The following is a 20,806-nucleotide window of genomic DNA, read 5'->3' on the forward strand; positions in this document are numbered from 1 at the left end:
GGTTCCGCTCCCTAACCCCCCGCTTGCCCATGACTCCTGCTCTCACGACCGCGGCCGTGCCCCAGGCCACCCGCCTGGCCCAGCTGCACCGCTACTGGCTGGCCACCAACTACCTCGGGGCGGCCCAGCTGTATTTGCGCGACAACTTCCTGCTGGAGCGGCCCCTGCAGGCCGCCGACATCAAGCCGCGCCTGCTGGGGCACTGGGGCACACAGCCGGGCCTGAACATGGTGTATGCTCACCTCAACCGCCTGGTGCAGGACACCGAGGCCAGCCTGTTGCTGGTAACGGGGCCGGGCCACGGCGCGCCCGCCATTCTGGCCAACCTATTTCTGGAAGGCACTTTGGGTGAAGTGGACCCGCAATATTCCCTCAACCGCGCCGGCCTGGAGCAGCTCATTGGGCAGTTTTCGTGGCCCGGCGGCTTGCCCAGCCACCTGGTGCCCGGCACGCCCGGCCAGATTCAGGAGGGCGGCGAGCTGGGCTACTGCCTGGCGCACGCCTACGGCGCGGCCCTCGATAACCCCGACCTCATCGTGGCCTGCGTGGTGGGCGACGGCGAGGCCGAAACCGGCCCGCTGGCCGCCGCCTGGCATTCCAACAAGTACCTGAACCCGGCCACTTCGGGCGCGGTGCTGCCCATCCTGCATGTGAACGGCTACAAGCTGTCCGGCCCCACCATTTTTGGGCGGATGAGCGACGAAGAATTACATCACCTCTTCACCGGCTACGGCTACCAGGTGCGGTTTGTGAGCGGCAGCGAGCCCCATCAGGTCCACGCCGCCATGTGGCAGGCCCTGGACTGGGCGCACGCCGAAATCCGTCGCATTCAGGAGCACGCCCGGCTGGGGCTGCTCGATGGGGTGCCGGCCTGGCCCATCCTCATCCTGCAAACCCCCAAAGGCTGGACCTGCCCGTTCACGGTAGACGGCCAGGCCATCGAAAATACGTTTCATGCCCACCAGCTGCCCGTAGCCGACCCGGCCGGCCAGCCCAGCCAGCTGCCCATCCTCGAAGCCTGGCTGCGCAGCTACCGTCCGCAGGACCTGTGCAGTCCCCTCACCGGTGCCTTGTGCGAGGAGATGCTGAGCGGCTGCCCCGCCGGCGACCACCGCCTCGGCCGTAACCCGCACGCCAACGGCGGCCAGCTGCTGGTGCCCCTCAAGCTGCCCAATTTCAGTGATTATGGCGTGATGGTGCCCGCGCCGGGCGGCGTGACGGCGGCGGCCACCCACAAGCTGGCCACCTTCCTGCGCGACGTGTTTCGGCGCAACGAGGACGCCCGCAACTTCCGCGTGGTCTGCCCCGATGAAACCACCTCCAACCGCATGACGACGCTGTTTGAGGCCACCCAGCGCGCCTGGCTCGGCCCCCTGCACGAAACCGATGAGTACCTGTCTCCGGATGGTCGCGTGATGGAAATCCTGAGCGAGCACACCTGCCAGGGCTGGCTCGAAGGCTACCTGCTCACGGGCCGACATGGCGTTTTTGGGTGCTACGAAGCCTTCATTCCCTTGGTCGATTCCATGCTGAACCAGTACGCCAAGTGGCTCAAAGTAAGCAAGGAAGTGCCCTGGCGGCAGCCGCTGGCCTCGCTCAACTACCTGCTCACCTCGCATGTGTGGCGGCAGGACCACAACGGCTATACCCACCAGGTGCCCAGCTTCCTCAATGCGGTAGCGGCCAAAAAAAGCTCGGTGGCGCGGGTGTACCTGCCACCCGATGCCAACTGCCTGCTCGCCGTGATGGACCACTGCCTCCGCAGCCGCGACTACATCAATCTGATTGTGGCCTCGAAGTCCCCGCAGCCCCAATGGCTGGGCATCGAGGCCGCCCGCGACCATTGCAAACGGGGCATTTCGGCCTGGCACTGGGCCGGCAATGAAAGCAGCAGCGAGCCGCACCCACACCCCGACCTGGTGCTGGCCTGCGCCGGCGATGTGCCCACCACCGAAACCATCGCCGCCGCCGCCCTCATCAAGCAGCACCTGCCCGTCCTCCGCCTGCGCGTGGTAAACGTGGTGGATTTACTGGCCCTGATGGCTCCCGATGCCCACCCGCACGGCCTGCCCGAAGCCACGTTCCTAGGCCTGTTTTCGGCCGATGCGCCGGTGATTTTTGCCTTCCACGGCTACCCTTCACTTATTCACGAACTGCTGCATCACCGGCCTGCCCCGGCCCGCTTCCACGTGCGCGGCTACATGGAGGAAGGCCGCACCACAACGCCGTTCGATATGCTGGTAATCAACAACATGAGCCGCTACCAGCTGGTAATGGCCGCCCTCGACCGCATCACGGCCCAGCCCAACAGCCCGGCCCTCGCCCAGTTCTGCCAGCTCAAGCTGACCGAGCACGCCGCCTACATCCGCGAGCACGGAATTGATATGCCTGAAGTGCGGTGCGAGTAGGGGTTAAGGTGGATGAAAAACTATAGGAACGGTCATGCTGAGCGCAGCCGAAGCATCTCTACCGTACAATGCAATCCAATCATTAAGATTACTACTGCGGTAGAGATGCTTCGGCTGCGCTCAGCATGACCGTTCTTATAGTTTTTTGTATAACCCCACGCCAGAGTTCACTCCGCAGCCGCCCGCGCCTTATCCTTCTTAGCCTGCTTCCGAAAATACCCGCGCAGCAAAAAGTTGTGCTTCAGCGCATCCATGTTCTGGCTGAAGCCGGCCGTGCCCAGCTCCACATTGTGCAGGCTCTGGCGCAGGTTTCGGCCCATAGCCGTGTCGGTCAATAGGGTATTAAGCGGGCCGTTGGGGGTTTGAATCTGCTTCTTGAGGCCGGCCAGGGTATGGGCCAGGGTATCGGAAGTGTTGGCCAGCTGGCGCGTGGCGTGGCGCATGCGGCCGGCAAATGCCGTATCGGTGAGAAGGTAGCCGGCCGGCCCGCGCCCCTGGCGCAGCCCGTGCGTGAGCTGCTGCATATCGGCAGCCGAGCCTTCCAGCAGTGCCGTGGCCGCCGCCGCATTGCGCAGGCTGCGGTGCATTTCGGCGGCCAGCTGCTGGTCATTCAGCAGGCTCCAGAGCGCGTTGCTGTTGTTGATTTTGTGGGTAATCTCGCGCAGGTCTTTGGTGATGCCCACCAGGTTTTTATTCGATATGTTGAGCGTACCCAGCATGGCATCCAGGGCGAGCGGGGTGGTGGTGCGCAGCACGTCGCCGCTTTCGATGGCCGGGGCCGGGGCGGGCATGGCCTTCAAATTAATGATGGTATTGCCCACCAGCCCATCCGTGCCGATGGAAGCCACCGCGTTTTTCTTCACAAAGGGCTGCACCTCCCGGTTCAGGCTCAGGCCCACGCGCACGGTGCTGTCGTTCAGAATGCGGATGTCCTTCACCGTGCCCACGCTAATGCCGCCCAGGCGCACGTTATTGCCCGTGAGCAGGCCCGATACGTTCCGAAAATCGGCCTGTACTTCCAGCGAATCGCCAAACAGATTCTGCTTGCGGCCCAGCATAAACAGCACGGCCACTAGGCAGCCCAGCCCGACGAGCACGAACAAGCCCAGGCGGAAATATGTACTGGCAGGGCGCTGAGGCATGGCGGAGAGGGGGTTAAAGGGTGACTATTCGACGACTCACCTGTTGACTATTCGGAGAAAAACTCGTGGATGGCCGGGTCGGTACTGGCCTTCAGTTCGGCGTAGGTGCCCTGGGCGTAGCAGCGGCCATCCACCAGCAGGGCCACGCGGTTGGCGGTGAGGCGCACGCAGTTCATGTCGTGCGAGATGATGAGCGAGGACGTGCCATATTTCTGCTGCACTTCCCGGATGAGCTGGTCGATTTCGCGGGCCGTCACCGGGTCGAGGCCGGTGGTGGGCTCGTCGTAGAGAATGATATCGGGCTGCAAGATGAGGGTGCGGGCCAGCGCGATGCGCTTGCGCATGCCCCCCGACAGCTCGGCCGGCATCATGTCGATGGTGTGGCCCAGCCCCACATCTTCGAGGGCCTGGCGCACCAGCTTGTCCTCCTCGCCGGGGCTGTGCGTCAGCCAGTGCCGCCGCAGGGGGAACAGCAGGTTTTCGCGCACCGTCATCGAGTCGTAGAGCGCATTGCTCTGAAACAGGAAGCCCACCTTGGCCCGCAATTGGTCGAGGGCGGCGTGGTCCAGCGTGGCCACGTCCTGGCCCAGCACCGTGATTTGGCCCGCGTCCACCGGCAGCAGGCCGATGATGCACTTAATCAGCACTGACTTGCCCGCGCCCGACTTGCCCAGCACCACCACGTTTTCGCCCCGGCGCACCTCCAGCGAAAAGTTGCGCAGCACCTGGTTGGTGCCAAACGCCTTGCTGACGTTGGCCACCGTGAGCACGATTTCGGCAGCGGCGGGGGCCGGCGCAGGCGCGGCCACGGGAGCAGGGGCGGGCAGCATCGGAAGCGGTTAGTTGAGGCCCAGCAGGCCGGTGGTCTGCACGGCCAGCAAATCGAGAATGAAGATGACCAGCGACGAAGCCACCACCGCCGAGTTAGCAGCCTGGCCCACGCCCTCGGTCCCCTTGTCGGCATAATAGCCTTTGTAGCAGCCAATTATGCCCACGGCAAAGCCAAAAAAGAAGGTTTTGATAACTGCCGGCACCACGTCGCCAAAGGTCAGCGACGACACAATGTTGTTGGTGAACAGGGCCAGACTGGTCACGCCCTTCAGGTTGATGCCGAGGAACGACGCAAACAGCCCAATGGCATCGGCTATGATGGTGAGCACCGGCAGCATGAGCGTAGTGGCCAGCACCCGCGTGGCCACCAGATACTTAAACGGGTTGGTGCCCGATACTTCCATGGCGTCAATCTGCTCGGTCACGCGCATCGAGCCCAGCTCGGCCCCGATGCTGGACCCGATTTTGCCCGCGAAAATCAGCGCCGTGATAATCGGCCCCATTTCGCGGATGATGGTGAGGCCCACCATGGTCGGAATCCACGACTCGGCCCCGAACTGGGCCATGGTGGGCCGGCTTTGCAGCGTGAGCACCATGCCCATAATGAACCCCGTGATGCCCACCAGCGGCAGCGACTGGTAGCCCACCACAAAGCACTGGTGCAGCAGCTCCTGCACCTCGTAGCGCGGCCGAAAACCCTCCTGAAAAAACCGCCCGGCAAACCGGGTAATGGCGCCGGTTTCGGCAACGGTGGTACTGGTGGCCATGGCGGCGGCGGTGAGTGGGAGTGGGGCGCAATGCGCCGAATATAGTGGCGGAATCACCCTGCAAGGTGACGGCCAAACGGGGTCGAAATCCATGTGCAAAGTCATGGCATCGTTTGATTTATGTCATGGATTGCCGGGGCGGTATCTGGCAAATTTGGATATCTGATGGCGGTTACCCATCAGCGCTGCTTTGCCATTTTTCCGCCATCGATACCGTCGTGCTTTTCTATTCCATTCACCCCAAACACTTAAAACGCCATGAGCAACATTCAAAAATATCAGGACTCGTTTTTTGACGTGATGCCTGCCCGCTTCAGCACCCTGCTCGACCGGTTTTTTGACGATAACATGCCCATGCGGGGCCAGATGAACCGGTTCTTTCCCAAAGTCGACACCTACGAAACCGATACGAGCTACGACATCGACGCCGCCCTGCCCGGCATGAAGGAAGACGATATCAACGTGAGCCTCGACCAGGGCCGCCTCACCATTTCGGGCGAGCGCAAGTTCGAGAATGAGCGCAACGACCGGCGCTACCACGTCATCGAAAGTTCCTACGGCTCCTTCATGCGCACCTTCCAGCTGCCCGATGCCGCCGAGGCCAATAAGATTGACGCCAGCTTCCACAACGGCGTGCTGCACGTGCACGTGCCCAAAGGCACGCCCAAAACCACCCAGCAGCGCATTCCCGTGCACAACGGCCAGGGCAAAAACGCCGACCAGGGTAAAAACATCGACCAGGGCCAAAACGCCAAAAAGTAAGGCCTAATTATTATTATTCGCCGGCGGCGTTCCATCGTCAGGCACCATGAAAGCCCCGGTTTTCATGGCGCCTGACGATGGGACGCCGCCGGCAATTAGGAGGGTAGCCAGTCCGGCACGCCGCCTGCCCAAAGGGGGGTGAATGATATATATCAATTAATTAGGTGATTGTTACCATGGCAACCGCAGGCCGAAACGCCCAAATTTGCAAGCTTACCACCCCATCATCGAATCATGACAGCGTACCTCCCTTCTGATTTGGCTACTCCTTCGCAACGCCACCGCTTTGTAGAGCTATTTGCAGCCCTCATTGCCGAAGACGACCTGCTGGGGCCGGTTTTTGGGGGCGCAGGGCGCGTTTCACGGGGCGAGTACGCTTGGTGGGAGCAGGCCCTGACCGGCATGCGCTACTACGGCCGTCTCCTGGCCAATACCGCCGCGCAGCTGCCTTGCAATGCCTATTTCGGGCGCTGGTGCGCGCTGCTGGAAACCACCTTCCGGCAGTATTTCCACGGCCCCAACGCGGCCGAGGCCCAGGGCTATGTGCTGAACCTGGCCACCATGCTGGGGCACTGGCGCATGGCTCAGCAGCGGCACCCGGCATTGGCTCAACTTAGTCATACAGGGTCGAAATCTCAATTAGCCGCTTGATATCCAGGATGGTGATGCTGCTGCCCTTGGTGCTGAGCACGCCCTCCGCCTTCAGCTCGGCCATGAACCGGCTTGCGGTTTCGCGCACGGTGCCCACCAGCGCGGCCAGGTCATCGCGCGAAATCGTGAAGCTGGGCGGCCCATCGGCCGGCTGCTGGTAGGTGCGCAGCAGCAGGAGCAGGGCTTCGGCCAGGCGCTCGCGCACGGGCTTGTAGGCCAGGTGCAGCATTCGTTCCTCGGTTTCGGCCAGCTCGTTGGCCATCAGCTTCATCAGTGAAGTGGTAAACCCCTGATTGTGCTCGATGAGCTGAAAAAAAACCGATTTGGGAATGAAGCATACCTCGGCCTCATCCAGGGCCAGGGCATTAGCAATGTGGCCATTACCCGCCAGCAGCCCCCGGTAGCCCATGATATCGCCGGCCTTGGCCAGGCGGATGATTTGCTCCTTGCCATCGCCGCCCACTTTCGTCACCTTAAAATGGCCGGAGCTGATGCTGTAGAGCCCCGCCGCGTGGTCGCCTTCCCGAAACAGTATCTGCCCGCGTTGGTAGTGCTGAAACGTTTTTGCTGCGTCAATAAGCGCCGTATGCTGGCTGCTGGCCAGGATGGCATCGGCCCAGCTGCGGCACTCCGGGGTGTTAGTAGGGATAAATGACTTCACGATAGAAAGGGAATAGTTTCTAACTGCAATATATGATTATAATTATTATTATAAAATATTGTTATCCGGCTGCCTGGATATAAGCCGATTGAGCTCGGGTTTACCGTGCGCTAAATACCAGGCAAGTACCCCGCTATGGCCTAAGGCCGCCAGAAATTACTTATCTGGAAAATCCCCGAGCAGGCATCTGCCCTCTCCTTTTTATTCCCGTTGCCCGGCGAGGGCGGTATCACCGGCTCCCTTCGCCGGCGCACTCCGGCGCTGGGTCAGGCTGGCCTGGGCGCTGCGTTGGGCAGCCGTCTGCATATTCAGCAGCTGCCGCCGCAAGGTGGCGTCCTGCCCATACACATCGGGGTAGAAGCGCAGCCGGCCCGCCTCCACCGCGCAGGTGGCGTAGCGCACGTGCAGCGGTAGCGGGCGCTTCAGAAAGATGGTGCGGGGCTGCGGGTTGGCTTCGCACTGGGCCTCGGTGGGCAGCGCGGCGCTGGTGCTGTCGGGGCCCAGCAGGTAGGCCGCCAGGTGCATGGGGCGCTCCAAGTGCACGCAGCCTTCTTCCAGCGCCCGGTATTGGTTTGAAAACCGTTTCGGCTCGGGCGCATCGCTGAGGTACAGGCCGTAAGGATTGGGAAACCGGAAAATGATGTTGCCCAGCAGGTTGCCGCACCCCGGACTCTGGCGAATGGTATAAGGAAAGTTCTGCGCCGTGATGGCCTGCCAGTTCACGCTAGCCTGATTCACCGGCCGGCCCTGGGCATCAAATAAGCGGTAATTATTATTGGCCAGAAAATCCTGCTCCGGCGAGTACCGGGCATTGGCCTTCAGGTAAGGCAGGATGTGGCGCACTGCCACGCTACGGGGCACGTTCCACTCGGGCGCAATCGTGAAGGACGTAATCCGGCTATTCAAAGTAGGAGTGGGCTGCCCCGGCCGCCCAATGATGATGCGCTGGCTGAGCCGCACCCGGCCCTTGCGCACCACCTCCAGCCGATAAGCCGGCAGGTTCACCAGCAGGTATTCGCTCCCCGGGATGGCCGCCCAGCGCCACCGCTCCAGGGTCAGGGCCATTTGCTGGGCGCGCCGCTTGTGGGCCGCTGGATTGCGCCCACCGGGCTGCCGCCGCCAGCGTGCCAGCGCCTGCTGAAGCTCCCGATACTCGCGCTGCGGCGGCTGGCAGCGCAGCAAGGCCGCTGTAAAGCTGGGCGCAGCCAGGGCCCGGGCCACCCACACCGTTGGCCTGAACGGTACCCCCGCTTTTTCCAGCGGCGAAGGCGTGAAAGCATGCAGCTGCCCCCGCCGCAAATGGAGCGCAAACTGCACCACCCCATCCGTCAGCAGCACCTCGAAACGGGCCATTCGAGCCACCTGACCGGCCGCAGTGGCCGGATGCGCCAATGAGTCGGCCAGCGCCGTAAGTTGCGGTACATGGTACAGCGCGGGCGTCAGGCCATAGTCGCCGGCCCGAGCCAGGAGCGCCAGCGCCGCCCGGCCTTTTGCCCCGGTGCCAGCCCCTTCGCACCAGGCGGCTGAGTAGGTCCGCTTGGCATAAAACGCCTGCACCGCAGCACCATCGGCCAACGTCATCGGCAGCACCTGGCCGGCTGTTGGCCCGGTCAGCAGCGTCTTGATGCGCGTGGTCAGCGAGTCCGTTGGGTAATTAGTTGCTGGGGCACTAAGCGCGGCCGGCCGGTCGGCGCTGCTCAGTCCGAAAAGGATGGTCGTGAGCGAAGCCGCCAGCAGCATGGACTTTAACGGACGCATATTCAGGGCTATTGGTTGAGGGTAACAACCGGTAAAAGTGGCGGCCCCGCCGCTGCAGTCCTGTGATAAACGTCATGGCAACGCATGAGATTTCTCATCGACAGGCTTTTGGCACCTTTGCCAGCTCAGGTTGGGAGCCGCCCGGTTGAAAATTTGGGCCAATTCAATGCGTAGCATCGCCCAAAATCCCCGCTTCCAAACGAACACTACATCAGGCAGCCGCACCAGAATTCGCCCCCAGACATGCCAAATCGCGCAGACTAGTTATTCTGGTCGTAATTTGCAGGCTCAAGCTGGTAAAACGGGTACTAGGGTAACGCGAGGCTGGCCACCGCCCCGCCCAACTACCCAAAATTCCAACCGCCCCGCCAGCAGCCCAGAAGAAGAAATACCTGTGAAGAACATCCGCAACTTTTGCATCATTGCCCACATCGACCACGGTAAAAGCACCCTGGCCGACCGACTGCTGGAGTTCACCAGCACCGTGGCCAAGCGCGACATGCAGGCCCAGCTGCTCGACAACATGGACCTGGAGCGCGAGCGCGGCATCACCATCAAGAGCCACGCCATCCAGATGCAGTACCCCTACAAAGGGGAAATGTATACGCTGAACCTGATTGACACCCCCGGCCACGTCGATTTTAGCTACGAAGTAAGCCGCAGCATCGCCGCCTGCGAAGGTGCGCTGCTGATTGTAGACGCCTCCCAGGGCATCGAAGCCCAGACGATTTCTAACCTTTATCTCGCCATCGGGGCCGACCTGGAAATTATCCCAGTACTGAATAAAATCGACCTCCCGCACGCCATGCCGGAGGAAGTGACCGATGAAATCGTGGACCTCATCGGCTGCGAGCCCGGCGATATCCTGCACGCCTCCGGCAAAACCGGCATCGGCATCGAAGCCATTCTCAACGCCATCTGCGACCGCATTCCGGCCCCGAAAGGCGACCCGGAAGCCCCGTTGCAAGCCCTGATTTTTGACTCCGTCTTCAATTCTTACCGCGGCATCGAAGTTCTGTTCCGCATCAAAAACGGCACCATGCGCAAAGGCGACAAGGTGAAGTTTATGGCCACGGGAAAGGAGTACGGCGCCGATGAAATAGGCATTCTGGGTCTGAACCAGGAGCCGCGCACCGAAATGAGCGCCGGCAATGTAGGCTACCTCATCTCGGGCATCAAGGAAGCCCGCGAGGTGAAGGTGGGCGATACCATCACGCATGTGGCGCGGCCCACTTCCGAAGCTATCCAGGGTTTTGCCGATGTGAAGCCGATGGTGTTTGCCGGCATTTATCCCGTCGAAACCACCGAGTACGAGGAGTTGCGCTCGTGCATGGAGAAACTCCAGCTCAACGACGCCTCGCTGGTCTGGGAGCCTGAAACGTCCGTGGCCCTTGGCTTTGGCTTCCGCTGCGGCTTCCTGGGCATGCTGCACATGGAAATCGTGCAGGAGCGCCTGGAGCGCGAGTTCAACATGACGGTCATCACCACCGTGCCCAGCGTGCAGTTCCACGCCATCGGCACCAAGGACCAACTGCTGACCATCAACGCACCCTCCGAAATGCCGGAGCCCAACCTCATCAAGCTGATTGAAGAGCCGTTCATCAAAGCTCAGATTATCACCGCTTCGGAGTACGTCGGCCCCATTATCACGCTGTGCATGGACAAGCGCGGCATTATCAAAGGCCAGTCTTACCTCACCTCCGAGCGGGTAGAAATGACCTTTGAATTGCCCTTGTCCGAAATCGTATTCGACTTCTTCGACAAGCTCAAAACCATCAGCCGCGGCTACGCTTCGCTTGATTACGAGCTGATTGGCTTCCGCGAAGCCGATATGGTGAAGCTCGACGTGATGCTGAACGGCGAGAAGGTGGATGCCCTCTCCGCCATCGTGCACCGCTCCAAAAGCTACGAGTGGGGCAAGCGCCTCTGCGAGAAGCTGCGCGAGCTGCTGCCCCGCCAGATGTTCGACATCGCCATACAGGCTTCGATTGGCCAGAAAATCATTGCCCGCGAAACGGTGAAAGCCCTGCGCAAAAACGTAATTGCCAAGTGCTACGGCGGCGACATCAGCCGGAAGCGCAAACTGCTTGAAAAGCAGAAAGAAGGCAAGAAACGGATGCGCTCCGTGGGCTCCGTCGAAATCCCGCAAGAAGCCTTTCTGGCGGTGCTTAAAATTGATTGATTTGAAAAAGGCGGCTTTCGGGTCGCCTTTTTTATTGTCATGCTGACGATGGAAGCATCTTATCACGGCTGCATTCGTCAGATTTGGTAACCACATGCGGCGCAAGGCGTGAGAAGGTCCTTCGCTGTGCTCAGGATGACACATAATCCCTTTATGACTTCCGTAACCACCTCCAACCTCATCGACGGCAAGCAGACCGCCGAGGACATCAAAGCCGAAATTGCCATCGAAGTGGCTGCCCGCAAAGCCGCAGGCCATAAGGTGCCGCACCTCGCGGCCATCCTCGTGGGCCACGACGGTGGCTCCGAAACCTACGTGCGCAACAAGGTGCTGGCCTGCGAACGGGTCGGCTTCGCCTCCACGCTGCTGCGCTACGAGGACGACATCACCGAAGCCGATTTGCTGGCCAAAGTCGACGAGCTGAACCGCGACCCGGAGATTGACGGCTTCATCGTGCAGCTCCCGCTGCCGGCCCACATCAACCCCGAAAAGGTCATCGAAGCCATCCGTCCGGAGAAGGATGTCGACGGTTTTCACCCCATGAACATCGGCCGGATGGTGGCCGGTTTGCCGGCCCTGCTGCCCGCCACACCGTCAGGAATCGTGGAGTTGCTGAGCCGCCAGGGCATCAAAACCAGCGGCAAGCACGCTGTGGTTATCGGCCGTTCCAATATCGTTGGTACGCCGGTTAGCATATTGTTGGCCAAGAATTTGGATACGGCTAACTGCACGGTTACTTTATGCCATTCGCGCACTCAGAATCTGGCCGAAATCTGCCGGACGGCCGACATCGTGGTCGCCGCCATCGGCCGTCCCGAGTTCGTGACCGCCGACATGGTGCGGCCCGGCGCGGTGGTAATTGACGTTGGCACAACCCGCGTACCTGACGCCTCCAAGAAGAGCGGTTACACCCTGAAAGGCGACGTGAATTTTGCCGAGGTAGCACCCTTAGCTTCGGCCATTACGCCGGTGCCCGGCGGTGTCGGCCCCATGACCATCGCCATGCTATTGCTGAACACGCTACGGGCGGCGAAGGGCGAAATATACCCGCACCCAGCCGGCTGATTTTTAGGAATATTTGGTTATACTTAGCTCATACCGTACTTTTAAAGTCCGGCCTTGGGAACGGCGTGTCCTATGGTTGGTGTTCAGGCTGCTTCGCTTCCTGAGGCTTTTTTGTGATGATACCCGTGACGTTACTTACCCCCGAATTAATTGCATCTTCCGATGATGTGACGGCTGCCCCCGCCGGTACCTTTTTGCCCGTAATGGAGCAGTTCTATACCATTCAGGGCGAAGGGTATAACACCGGCCGCGCGGCCTATTTCATCCGGTTGGGCGGCTGCGATGTGGGCTGCGTGTGGTGCGACGTGAAAGAGTCGTGGGATGCCGACGCGCACCCTCGCCAATCTGTAGCCCAATTGGTAGAAGCCGTGCTGGCCTATCCCGGCCGCGACGTAGTCATCACCGGCGGCGAGCCGCTGATGCACAACCTAGGCCCGCTCACGGCCGCTTTGCAGGCCGCCGGCTGCCGCACTTGGCTCGAAACCTCGGGCGCACACCCACTCTCCGGTACCTGGGATTGGGTGTGCCTATCGCCCAAAAAATTCAAAGCCCCGCTGCCCGAAGTGCTGGCGGCCGCCCACGAATTGAAGGTGGTCGTCTTTAACGGGCACGATTTTGACTGGGCCGAAGAGCATGCGGCATTGGTTCCGGCTACTACGCGCTTATACTTGCAACCCGAGTGGAGCCGTGCCGCGCGCATGACGCCCGAGTTGGTAGACTACGTGAAGCAGCACCCGCGCTGGCAGGTGTCGCTCCAAACCCACAAATACCTCGACATTCCCTAGCTTACCGTATGCGTTGCAGTTCAGTGTTGGGGGCCCTGCGCCTCGGAATGATGTGTCTGCTGGGGCTGGCCTCTGCCGAAACGGCCTGGGCCCAGCTACCGCCCAAAGTGCAGACGCCCACCAACACCAAGGCCCGCAGCCTGCTCGAAAAAGCGCAGCAGCAAACCAAGGACCGGGATTTTATCAAGGCCGTTGAGACGCTGAACCAGCTCAACCAGAAGTTTCCCTCCTTCGGCGAAGCCTTCCTGCTGAAGGGCTCCCTGCTGAAGGCGATGGGCGACAACCGCGGCGCGCTGGCCGCCTACCGCGACGGCTTGGCCAAAGTTGCCGTCGAGCCCGTTCACGCCTCCGAATACCAGTTGCTGGGCGACCTAGCCCTGAGCTACGGCGAATATCAAACTGCCCTCGATGCTTACCAAAAGCTGATGAAGGTGGCCCCCAAAACCCAGAAAAACCTGGCCAAATCGCAGCGGCAGCTTCTCACCTGCGAGTTTGCCATTGATGCCATGAAGCACCCGGTGGGTGAAGCACCGGTGCCGCTGCCCGCCCCGCTGAACAGCTTCAAATTTCAATACTTTCCGGCCCTCACGGCCGACAATCGATTCCTGCTCTTCACGGGCCGGCCAGCGGCCAGCAGCGGCGAAGACCTGTACATAAGCCGCCAGAACAAGGACGGCTCTATGGGCGAGCCAGTGCCAATTTCGCCGGCCATCAATTCCAGCTACAACGAAGGCGCGGGCTCGATTTCGGGCGATGGCAAAACGCTGGTTTTCGCTTCCTGCGACCGGCCTAAGGCTATTGGCAACTGCGACTTATACATCTCGCGGCGCACCGGCAACAACTGGAGCCCACCCGTAAACCTGGGCCTCAACGTCAACTCCACGGAGTGGGATTCGCAGCCCTCGCTCTCGGCCGATGGCCGCACGCTGTACTTCACTTCGACCCGGCGCGGTGGTCAGGGCCAGGAAGACATCTATGTAACCACCTTGCAGCCCGACGGCAACTGGAGCCCCGCCCAAAACGTGGGTAAGCCGGTGAACACGGCTGGCAAGGACATGGCTCCGTTCATCCACGCCAGCGGCACCACGCTTTACTACGTCACCGATGGCCTGGTCGGCATGGGCGGGCTCGATGTATTCCGGTGCGAAAAGCAGCCGGGTGGCAACTGGAGCGAGCCCCGCAACCTGGGTTACCCGCTCAATACCTTCGAAAACGAAGCCTCGCTGTTCATCAGCTCCGATAACCAGAAGGGCTTTTGCTCACGCAGCCGCGCTTCGGAGGAGCCGCCCGGGGGCTACCGGCTATCGCGCGAGCGGCCGGTTGAACTGTTTGGGTTTACAGTGCCGCCGCCCGTGAAAGCCCGCGAAACCAGCACCTACACCCAGGGCCGTGTGTTCGATGCCAACACCAAAAAGCCGCTCAAGGCCGAGGTGAAGCTTTATGACCTGGATACCGACGTGCTCACGCAATTCGTGACTTCTGACCCCGAATACGGCGATTATACAGTGGTACTCAACGAAGGCCATCACTACGCCATGTACGCGGCGGCCGACAAATACCTGCTTAAAAGCCTCAGCTTCGACTATTCCAGCCAGCGTCCGTTCAACCCCACGGCATTGGATATCTACCTGGAGCCCGTGCGCTCTGGGCGCAGCGTGGTGCTGAACAACCTGTTTTTCGACACCAATAAGTACGATTTGAAGCCGCAGTCCCGCACTGAACTCAACCGCCTTATTGAGTTCCTGCGGCAGTACCGCGACGTGCAGATTGAAGTATCTGGCTACACCGACAACGTGGGCGCTCCCGATGCCAATTTGCAGCTCTCGCAGCGTCGCGCCCAGGCGGTGGTTGAATACCTGTCCGGCCACGGCATTTCCGTTACCCGGCTGCGCTCCAAAGGCTACGGCGAAGGTCACCCTTTGGCGGCTAATGATACCGAAGGGCACCGCCAACTCAACCGCCGCATCGAGCTGCATATTCTGTAATAGCTGGACTGCTCCATTTTTGGCAGCAGAGCCATAATGATTGATTGCGGGCTGCTGGCTTTTTAGCCGGGAGCCCGTTTTCGTTGATGGACTGGGCGATTCCCTCAGATTTGCCTTGAGCGAATAGCAGGTAGAAAAAATGGTAGTCTGCTCGGTTCAACAACCTAAAGGTGGTTGTGCGAATTAGTAAAAGGCAGCAAAATTGATTATGTTAGGCACTTTGCAGTATCAGTAATGCCCTGTAATCGGTTGCCGCAACTGCATCGACTGGCGTTTCGGGCACTTAAATCAATAATTGAGAGAATAGCTCATGAGAGCCTTTTTACTTAAAGCAAGGCTTTAAGTGAGGCGAAATATAATTGCACTCGCCAGGAAAAATATATGGTTCGCCCACTGGCGGACTTTTTTTTTGCCTCAGCAGCCAATTTTTTTAATTAAATCAAATATTTATAAATCAGTTGTTTATGCAACGATGCAAAAACCTTGAAATTAAAAAAGTGACAGAAAAAATATTTTTCGTTCAAATTAATTATTTGTCTATGTTTGATGAGCCCAATTGCACTCCAGCAGGGCACTTGACTTATCTCATCACCCATAACCCCACATCCATGAAAAATTTGTTTCTGGCTACTTGCTTTGCTGCGGGTGTTACTGTTGCCCCGGTGGCCGTGGCCGGCCCCGGCGACGGCGCTTACTCGCACGCTATGATGGCGCGGGCCACCACGCTCACCCGGGCGCTGGCGCAACACGTGCATTTCAACGAGGCCCAGTACCTCGCCGTGAAGCAGCTGCATCTGAATATGCTCACCGAGCGGCGCGACTTGGAAATCATCCTCAACGGTGCCAGTGCCGAAGAGCGTGATACCCAGCTTGCCCAGGCCCAGCAGCGTTACGAAACGGAGCTAGCTGGCATCCTGCAGCCCCAGCAGCTGATTGCGTATCAGAACCTTCGCACCAACTTTACCGCGCACCGCCTGAAATAGGGGAGGGCAACCTTCCCGGCCGGACACGAAAAAGCCCGCTCCATAGAGCGGGCTTTTTGTTTTTTAGTCTAATTGAGCAGCGGCGACTAGCGGGCGTCGATTGCCGTGTAGTCGCGCTCCAGCTCGCCGGTGTAAATCTGGCGGGGACGGCCGATGGGCTCTTTGTTCTCGCGCATCTCTTTCCACTGGGCAATCCAGCCGGGGAGGCGGCCCAAGGCGAACATTACCGTGAACATCTCGGTGGGGATGCCCAGGGCTTTGTAGATGATGCCCGAGTAGAAGTCCACGTTCGGGTACAGCTTGCGCTCGATGAAGTACTGGTCGGTGAGGGCGGCTTGCTCCAACTCCTGCGCTATTTTCAGCAGCGGGCTGTCCTGCATGCCGAGGGCTTGCAGCACTTCGTCGGCGGCTACTTTGATGATTTTGGCGCGCGGGTCGAAGTTCTTGTACACGCGGTGGCCGAAGCCCATGAGGCGGAACGGGTCGTTCTTGTCCTTTGCCTTGTTGATGAACTTGCTGGTGTCGCCGCCGTCTTTTTCGATGGCTTCCAGCATTTCGATAACTTCCTGGTTGGCACCGCCGTGCAGGGGGCCCCACAGGGCGTTGATGCCGGCCGAAACCGAGCCGTAGAGGCTGGCGTTGGCCGAGCCCACGAGGCGCACGGTGCTGGTGGAGCAGTTCTGCTCGTGGTCGGCGTGCAGGATGAGGAGCTTGTTGAGGGCGCTAACCACTACGGGGTTGATTTCATACTTCTCGGTGGGGAAGCTGAACATCATGTAGAGGAAGTTGGCGCAATAGTCCATGTCGTTGCGCGGGTAGTTCAACGGATGGCCCATGTTGTTCTTATAGGTCCAAGCCGCGATGGTCGGCATCTTCGCCAGCAGGCGAATGATGTTGAGTTCCATCTCCTCGGGGCTGAGGTCGGGCGACACACTCTGCGGATAGAAGCCGGTGAGGGCGCAGATGAGCGACGACAGGATGGCCATGGGGTGCGTAGCCGACGGAAAACCGTCGAAAATCTTCCGCATGTCCTCGTGCACCAGCGTGTGCTTGGTGATTTGGCCGCTGAAGTGGCTCAGCTCGGCCTCGGTGGGCAGGGTGCCGTAAATCAGCAGGTAGGCTACTTCCAGGAAGCTCGACTTTTCGGCCAGCTGCTCAATGGGATAGCCGCGGTAGCGGAGGATGCCTTCCTCACCGTCGAGAAAGGTGATGGCGCTTTTGGTGGCGCCGGTGTTTTTATAACCCGAATCGAGGGTGACGTAGCCGGTCTGGTCGCGCAGCTTACCGATGTCAAATGCCTTTTCGTGTTCGGTGCCTTCGATTACGGGCAAGGTGATGGACTTGCCGTCGAGGATGAGTTCAGCAGTTTCTGCCATGGGCGGGAGGGGTGTGAGGGAAATAGAGTGCGAAACTAAGCCATAGGCCGTAAGCCGGGAAATTTTAACCAGACTTTAACCCGGGGTATTACAATCCAAGGCGCACTAAGTTTGGTAAAAACGGCTTAAAAAGCTAAAATACGCCGCTTGGCAACGTTTGCGTCGATTTACCCGAGAAGTTGAGAATGCAGTTTTAAGGACGGGTTATTTGCCGATGCAGAACTGGGTGAAAATGCTCGTGAGCAAATCTTCGGAGGAAATTTCACCGGTGATTTCACCCAGCGCGGATAGGGCGTGGCGGAGGTCGGCGGCCAAAAGCTCAGTGCCGAAGCCGGTATCGAGGCCGGTTTGGACGGCGGCGAGGTGGGCAGCGGCGGTTTCGAGGGCGCGGGCGTGGCGCACGTTGGTCACGATGGTGGCGGAGGCGTTGTTTTTGAGCGCCGAGCCACGCACTTGCTTTACTAAAGCCGTTTGTAGGGCTTCGATGCCTTGATTCTGGCCGGCAGCCAGTAGTACCAACGGAATTTCGTTGGCGTTGCTGGTGGGATTGTCCCGAAACTCAGTTTCAAAAGCGGCAATAGATTCAGCGGAAGCTAGGTCCGTCTTATTGCCCACGGCCAGCACGGGAAGCTTTAGCCCAGTGGTCAGCGCCAGGATTTCGGCACGTACTTCCGCTGGCGTCAGTTCGGCTAAATCGAACAAATAGAGCAATAATGAAGCCTTGCGCACCCGCTCCCGTGTACGGGCCACGCCAATGGCTTCCACTTCATCGGCGGTATCCTCGCGTAGGCCGGCCGTGTCCACGAAGCGGAAACGGAGGCCGTCGATGCTCACTTCATCCTCGATAAAGTCGCGGGTGGTGCCGGGAATGGCCGATACTATGGCGCGCTCCTCGCGCAATAGGGCATTGAGCAGGGTGGACTTGCCGGCATTGGGCCGGCCGGCGATGACGGTGGTGATGCCGTTTTTGATGACGTTGCCCAGCTCAAAGGAGCGGAGCAGGCCCCGCACCACGCCGCGCACCTCGGCCAGCAGCGCGGCCAGGCCGGTGCGGTCGGCAAACTCCACGTCTTCCTCGCCGAAATCCAGCTCCAATTCCAGCAGCGCCGCGAATTTGATGAGACGGGTGCGGAGCTCTCGCAATTCCTGTGAGAAGCCACCGCGTAGCTGGTTTAGCGCTACTCTATGACTCAACGCGGAGTCGGCGGCGATGAGGTCGGCCACGGCTTCGGCCTGGGCCAGGTCCATCGCGCCGCTCAGGAAAGCGCGCTTGGTGAACTCGCCGGCTTCGGCCAGGCGCGCGCCGTGGCGAAGGAGCAGGGCCAGCACCTGGCGCACCACGTAGTCGGAGCCGTGGCAACTGATTTCGACCACGTCTTCGCGGGTGAATGACTTCGGAGCGCGGAAGAGGCCGACCACCACTTCGTCGAGAATTTCGCCGCTGTTGGGGTCGCGCAGGGTGCCGTAGTGCAGGGTGTTGCCGGCGGCTTCGGCGAAGCTTTTTTTGGAGAATACGGACGCGGTGATGGCCACGGCGGCGGGGCCGGAAAGCCGGATAACAGCCAGCGCGCCCGCGCCCGGCGGGGTTGAAAGCGCGACGATAGTATCGGAGAAAAGTGTGGTCATGCCGTTACAAACAAGTTGCGGCTCACTTCGGCCGAGATGAGGGCGGTGCGCTCACGGTTTATTCTGAGCTCGAAGGAATTATCAAAAGCTACCTTGTCCAGGACTTCAACTAACGCGCCCAGCTGCAAACCTACTTTGTCGAGGTATTGGAGGAAGGGCGCGGAAGTGTTTTTGACGGCCGCCAGGGTGCCGGATTCGCCGGTGCAGAGGTCGGCCAGCAGGCGGTGAGCCGGGCGGCGGATGGCCCCGTCCTCGGCGGGAATGGGGTCGCCGTGCGGGTCGAGCGCCGGGTGGCCCAGGAAGGCATCGAGCCGACGCATGAGCAGCGGCGACTGCACGTGCTCCAACTCCTCGGCCACCTCGTGCACTTCATCCCAGTTGAAACCGAGCTGCTGCACTAGGAAAACCTCCCACAGCCGGTGCTTGCGAATGGTGAGCAGCGCCAGGCGCTGGCCTTCGGCAGTTAGCCGCACGCCGCGGTATTTCTCGTAGTTCAGCAGGCCTTTTTCGGCCAGGCGGCGCAGCATGTCCGTCACGGAGGCCGCGCGGGTATCCAGAGCGGCGGCGATGCGGTTGGTGCTCACGCCGGCGGTGTCGGGCTCAGCCTCAGCCAGCTTGAAAATGGCTTTGAGGTAATTCTCCTCGGTATGGCTGGGCAGTTTGGCGGATGGGAGACTGGAGGGAGATTCGCTCATTCAGAACAGGGGTGGAACAGGAGGGCCAGTGCAAAGCTGCATGTAAAAATGCGCGCTTCACACCGGCCCAAACTGCTCAACCTAAAAGTTAGCTACTTAAAATTTCAACAGCGCCGAGGCCCAGGTGAAACCCGAGCCGAAAGCGGCCAGACACACGAGGTCACCGCGCTTGATTTTGCCTTCCTGCACGGCTTCGCTGAAGGCCAGGGGCACCGAGGCAGCGGTGGTGTTGCCGTAGCGCTGGATGTTGCTGAACACCTTGTCGTCGCCGAGGCCCATTTTCTGCTGCACGTACTGGGTGATGCGCAGGTTGGCCTGGTGCGGGATGAGCATGTCGATGTCGGAGGGCTGCATGCCGTTCTGGTCCAGCGCCTCCTTTATGACCTGCGGGAAACGTACCACGGCGTGCTTGAATACGTTCTGGCCGTTCATGTAGGGGTAGAGCTCGGCTTTGTTGGCCATGATGTACTCCACGCGGTTGTCGCGGTTCGAGCTGGGCTCTTTCACGATGAGCTCCTCGGCGTGCTCGCCCTGGGCGTGCAGGTGGGTGCTGAGGATGGCGTGCTCGGGCGAAGTGCTGGGGCGAAGGACCATCGCACCCGCGCCATCGCCGAAAATGACGGAAACGCCGCGGCCTTCGGGCGACTTATCGAGGCCGGAGGAGTGGATTTCGGAGCCTACTACCAGCACCGTGTCGTACATGCCGGTGCGGATGAACTGGTCGGCCACGGAGAGGGCGTAGATGAAGCCCGAACACTGATTGCGCACGTCGAGGGCGGGGCAGTTGTTGGTCATGCCCAGCTCGCGCTGCATGAGCACGCCGGAGCCGGGGAAGAAGTAGTCGGGGGAGAGCGTGGCAAACACAATCATTTGCACGTCATTGGGCTGCAGACCGGCCATTTCCAGGGCCTTGCGGGCGGCGTTGGCGCCCATGTTGGCGGTGGTATCGGTGCCTTCCTCAAACCAGCGGCGCTCCTGAATGCCGGTGCGCTCCTGAATCCAGGCATCGGAGGTGTTCATCATCGGCTCCAGCTCGGCGTTTTTAACCACGCGGCTCGGAACGTAGTGGCCGACCCCGGCGATGAATGAGTGACGTAAAGTTGCCATGGATGGGAGAGGGAAAAGTGGG

Annotated in this window: 17 protein-coding genes; 8 read left to right on the top strand and 9 right to left on the bottom strand. The window is 60.3% G+C overall.

Features of this window, described 5'->3' with window-relative positions; all coding sequences use genetic code 11:
* Positions 1-29 precede the first annotated feature (29 nt).
* Positions 30-2,408: a phosphoketolase family protein gene (locus tag ACYU70_RS02920; protein WP_342301340.1), complete on the top strand. Its 2,379-nt coding sequence runs from the start codon at positions 30-32 to the stop codon at positions 2,406-2,408.
* Between the two features lie 167 nt (positions 2,409-2,575).
* Here ACYU70_RS02920 and ACYU70_RS02925 read toward each other — a convergent pair whose 3' ends face one another.
* The 3 genes from ACYU70_RS02925 to ACYU70_RS02935 are packed head-to-tail and all read right to left on the bottom strand — an operon-like array spanning position 2,576 to position 5,148.
* Positions 2,576-3,550, bottom strand: a complete 975-nt coding sequence (locus tag ACYU70_RS02925; protein ID WP_342301339.1) for an MlaD family protein — start codon at positions 3,548-3,550, stop codon at positions 2,576-2,578.
* Positions 3,551-3,597: 47 nt separating this feature from the next.
* Entirely contained in the window at positions 3,598-4,380 is a 783-nt protein-coding gene (locus ACYU70_RS02930; RefSeq protein WP_342301338.1) for an ABC transporter ATP-binding protein, read from the bottom strand.
* A 9-nt stretch (positions 4,381-4,389) separates the two neighbouring features.
* Positions 4,390-5,148 carry an MlaE family ABC transporter permease gene (locus tag ACYU70_RS02935; protein ID WP_342301337.1) on the bottom strand — a complete coding sequence of 253 codons (759 nt, stop codon included), beginning with the start codon at positions 5,146-5,148 and terminating at the stop codon, positions 4,390-4,392.
* Positions 5,149-5,406: 258 nt separating this feature from the next.
* Between ACYU70_RS02935 and ACYU70_RS02940 the strand changes: the two genes are divergently transcribed.
* Both ACYU70_RS02940 and ACYU70_RS02945 read left to right on the top strand, forming a co-directional pair.
* Positions 5,407-5,910: an Hsp20/alpha crystallin family protein gene (locus tag ACYU70_RS02940; RefSeq protein WP_342301335.1), complete on the top strand. Its 504-nt coding sequence runs from the start codon at positions 5,407-5,409 to the stop codon at positions 5,908-5,910.
* 234 nt (positions 5,911-6,144) lie between these two features.
* Positions 6,145-6,561, top strand: coding sequence for a globin family protein (locus tag ACYU70_RS02945; RefSeq protein ID WP_342301334.1), 417 nt, complete (start codon positions 6,145-6,147; stop codon positions 6,559-6,561).
* Here the strand turns inward: ACYU70_RS02945 and ACYU70_RS02950 are convergent.
* Both ACYU70_RS02950 and ACYU70_RS02955 read right to left on the bottom strand, forming a co-directional pair.
* Positions 6,524-7,222 carry a Crp/Fnr family transcriptional regulator gene (locus ACYU70_RS02950; RefSeq protein ID WP_342301333.1) on the bottom strand — a complete coding sequence of 233 codons (699 nt, stop codon included), beginning with the start codon at positions 7,220-7,222 and terminating at the stop codon, positions 6,524-6,526. The genes ACYU70_RS02945 and ACYU70_RS02950 overlap by 38 nt on opposite strands.
* Before the next feature lie 201 nt (positions 7,223-7,423).
* Complete coding sequence (locus ACYU70_RS02955; RefSeq protein ID WP_342301331.1) at positions 7,424-8,980, bottom strand: L,D-transpeptidase scaffold domain-containing protein; 1,557 nt, start codon at positions 8,978-8,980, stop codon at positions 7,424-7,426.
* Positions 8,981-9,374: 394 nt separating this feature from the next.
* On the opposite strand from ACYU70_RS02955, the gene lepA reads away from it, so the two are divergent.
* The 5 genes from lepA (at position 9,375) to ACYU70_RS02980 (ending at position 15,980) form a co-directional block, all read left to right on the top strand.
* The gene (gene lepA / locus ACYU70_RS02960) at positions 9,375-11,162 is read left to right on the top strand and encodes a translation elongation factor 4 (RefSeq protein WP_342301328.1); all 1,788 of its coding nucleotides are present in this window, start codon (positions 9,375-9,377) and stop codon (positions 11,160-11,162) included.
* 153 nt (positions 11,163-11,315) lie between these two features.
* Positions 11,316-12,227 (top strand): bifunctional 5,10-methylenetetrahydrofolate dehydrogenase/5,10-methenyltetrahydrofolate cyclohydrolase, encoded by a 912-nt coding sequence (locus ACYU70_RS02965; protein WP_342299450.1) that lies wholly within the window; start codon positions 11,316-11,318, stop codon positions 12,225-12,227.
* Positions 12,228-12,430: 203 nt separating this feature from the next.
* Positions 12,431-13,012, top strand: a complete 582-nt coding sequence (locus ACYU70_RS02970) for a 7-carboxy-7-deazaguanine synthase QueE (RefSeq protein WP_342299454.1) — start codon at positions 12,431-12,433, stop codon at positions 13,010-13,012.
* Positions 13,013-13,020: 8 nt separating this feature from the next.
* Positions 13,021-14,997, top strand: coding sequence for an OmpA family protein (locus ACYU70_RS02975; protein WP_342299448.1), 1,977 nt, complete (start codon positions 13,021-13,023; stop codon positions 14,995-14,997).
* A 608-nt stretch (positions 14,998-15,605) separates the two neighbouring features.
* A complete protein-coding gene (locus tag ACYU70_RS02980; protein WP_342299446.1) occupies positions 15,606-15,980 on the top strand; it encodes a hypothetical protein in 375 nt (124 codons plus the stop codon).
* 86 nt (positions 15,981-16,066) lie between these two features.
* Here ACYU70_RS02980 and ACYU70_RS02985 read toward each other — a convergent pair whose 3' ends face one another.
* The 4 genes from ACYU70_RS02985 to ACYU70_RS03000 form a co-directional block, all read right to left on the bottom strand.
* Positions 16,067-17,356: a citrate synthase gene (locus ACYU70_RS02985; RefSeq protein ID WP_342299445.1), complete on the bottom strand. Its 1,290-nt coding sequence runs from the start codon at positions 17,354-17,356 to the stop codon at positions 16,067-16,069.
* A gap of 204 nt (positions 17,357-17,560) precedes the next feature.
* Entirely contained in the window at positions 17,561-18,982 is a 1,422-nt protein-coding gene (mnmE, locus tag ACYU70_RS02990; protein ID WP_342299443.1) for a tRNA uridine-5-carboxymethylaminomethyl(34) synthesis GTPase MnmE, read from the bottom strand.
* The gene (locus ACYU70_RS02995; protein WP_425293337.1) at positions 18,979-19,677 is read right to left on the bottom strand and encodes a metal-dependent transcriptional regulator; all 699 of its coding nucleotides are present in this window, start codon (positions 19,675-19,677) and stop codon (positions 18,979-18,981) included. The genes mnmE and ACYU70_RS02995 overlap by 4 nt, the downstream gene beginning before the upstream one ends.
* Before the next feature lie 96 nt (positions 19,678-19,773).
* A complete protein-coding gene (locus ACYU70_RS03000) occupies positions 19,774-20,784 on the bottom strand; it encodes a 3-oxoacyl-ACP synthase III family protein (protein ID WP_342299441.1) in 1,011 nt (336 codons plus the stop codon).
* Between the last annotated feature and the right edge of the window lie 22 nt (positions 20,785-20,806).

The organism is Hymenobacter segetis, assembly GCF_054776495.1.

Bases quoted from the DNA above. Each gene is read 5' to 3' on its own strand.
- ACYU70_RS02940 (WP_342301335.1), top strand. From the start codon at position 5,407: ATGAGCAACATTCAAAAATATCAGGACTCGTTTTTTGACGTGATGCCT.
- ACYU70_RS03000 (WP_342299441.1), bottom strand. From the start codon at position 20,784: ATGGCAACTTTACGTCACTCATTCATCGCCGGGGTCGGCCACTACGTT.
- ACYU70_RS02985 (WP_342299445.1), bottom strand. From the start codon at position 17,356: ATGGCAGAAACTGCTGAACTCATCCTCGACGGCAAGTCCATCACCTTG.
- mnmE (WP_342299443.1), bottom strand. From the start codon at position 18,982: ATGACCACACTTTTCTCCGATACTATCGTCGCGCTTTCAACCCCGCCG.
- ACYU70_RS02955 (WP_342301331.1), bottom strand. From the start codon at position 8,980: ATGCGTCCGTTAAAGTCCATGCTGCTGGCGGCTTCGCTCACGACCATC.
- ACYU70_RS02965 (WP_342299450.1), top strand. From the start codon at position 11,316: ATGACTTCCGTAACCACCTCCAACCTCATCGACGGCAAGCAGACCGCC.
- ACYU70_RS02995 (WP_425293337.1), bottom strand. From the start codon at position 19,677: ATGAGCGAATCTCCCTCCAGTCTCCCATCCGCCAAACTGCCCAGCCAT.
- ACYU70_RS02980 (WP_342299446.1), top strand. From the start codon at position 15,606: ATGAAAAATTTGTTTCTGGCTACTTGCTTTGCTGCGGGTGTTACTGTT.
- ACYU70_RS02920 (WP_342301340.1), top strand. From the start codon at position 30: ATGACTCCTGCTCTCACGACCGCGGCCGTGCCCCAGGCCACCCGCCTG.
- ACYU70_RS02975 (WP_342299448.1), top strand. From the start codon at position 13,021: ATGCGTTGCAGTTCAGTGTTGGGGGCCCTGCGCCTCGGAATGATGTGT.
- ACYU70_RS02930 (WP_342301338.1), bottom strand. From the start codon at position 4,380: ATGCTGCCCGCCCCTGCTCCCGTGGCCGCGCCTGCGCCGGCCCCCGCC.
- ACYU70_RS02935 (WP_342301337.1), bottom strand. From the start codon at position 5,148: ATGGCCACCAGTACCACCGTTGCCGAAACCGGCGCCATTACCCGGTTT.
- ACYU70_RS02945 (WP_342301334.1), top strand. From the start codon at position 6,145: ATGACAGCGTACCTCCCTTCTGATTTGGCTACTCCTTCGCAACGCCAC.
- ACYU70_RS02970 (WP_342299454.1), top strand. From the start codon at position 12,431: ATGGAGCAGTTCTATACCATTCAGGGCGAAGGGTATAACACCGGCCGC.
- ACYU70_RS02925 (WP_342301339.1), bottom strand. From the start codon at position 3,550: ATGCCTCAGCGCCCTGCCAGTACATATTTCCGCCTGGGCTTGTTCGTG.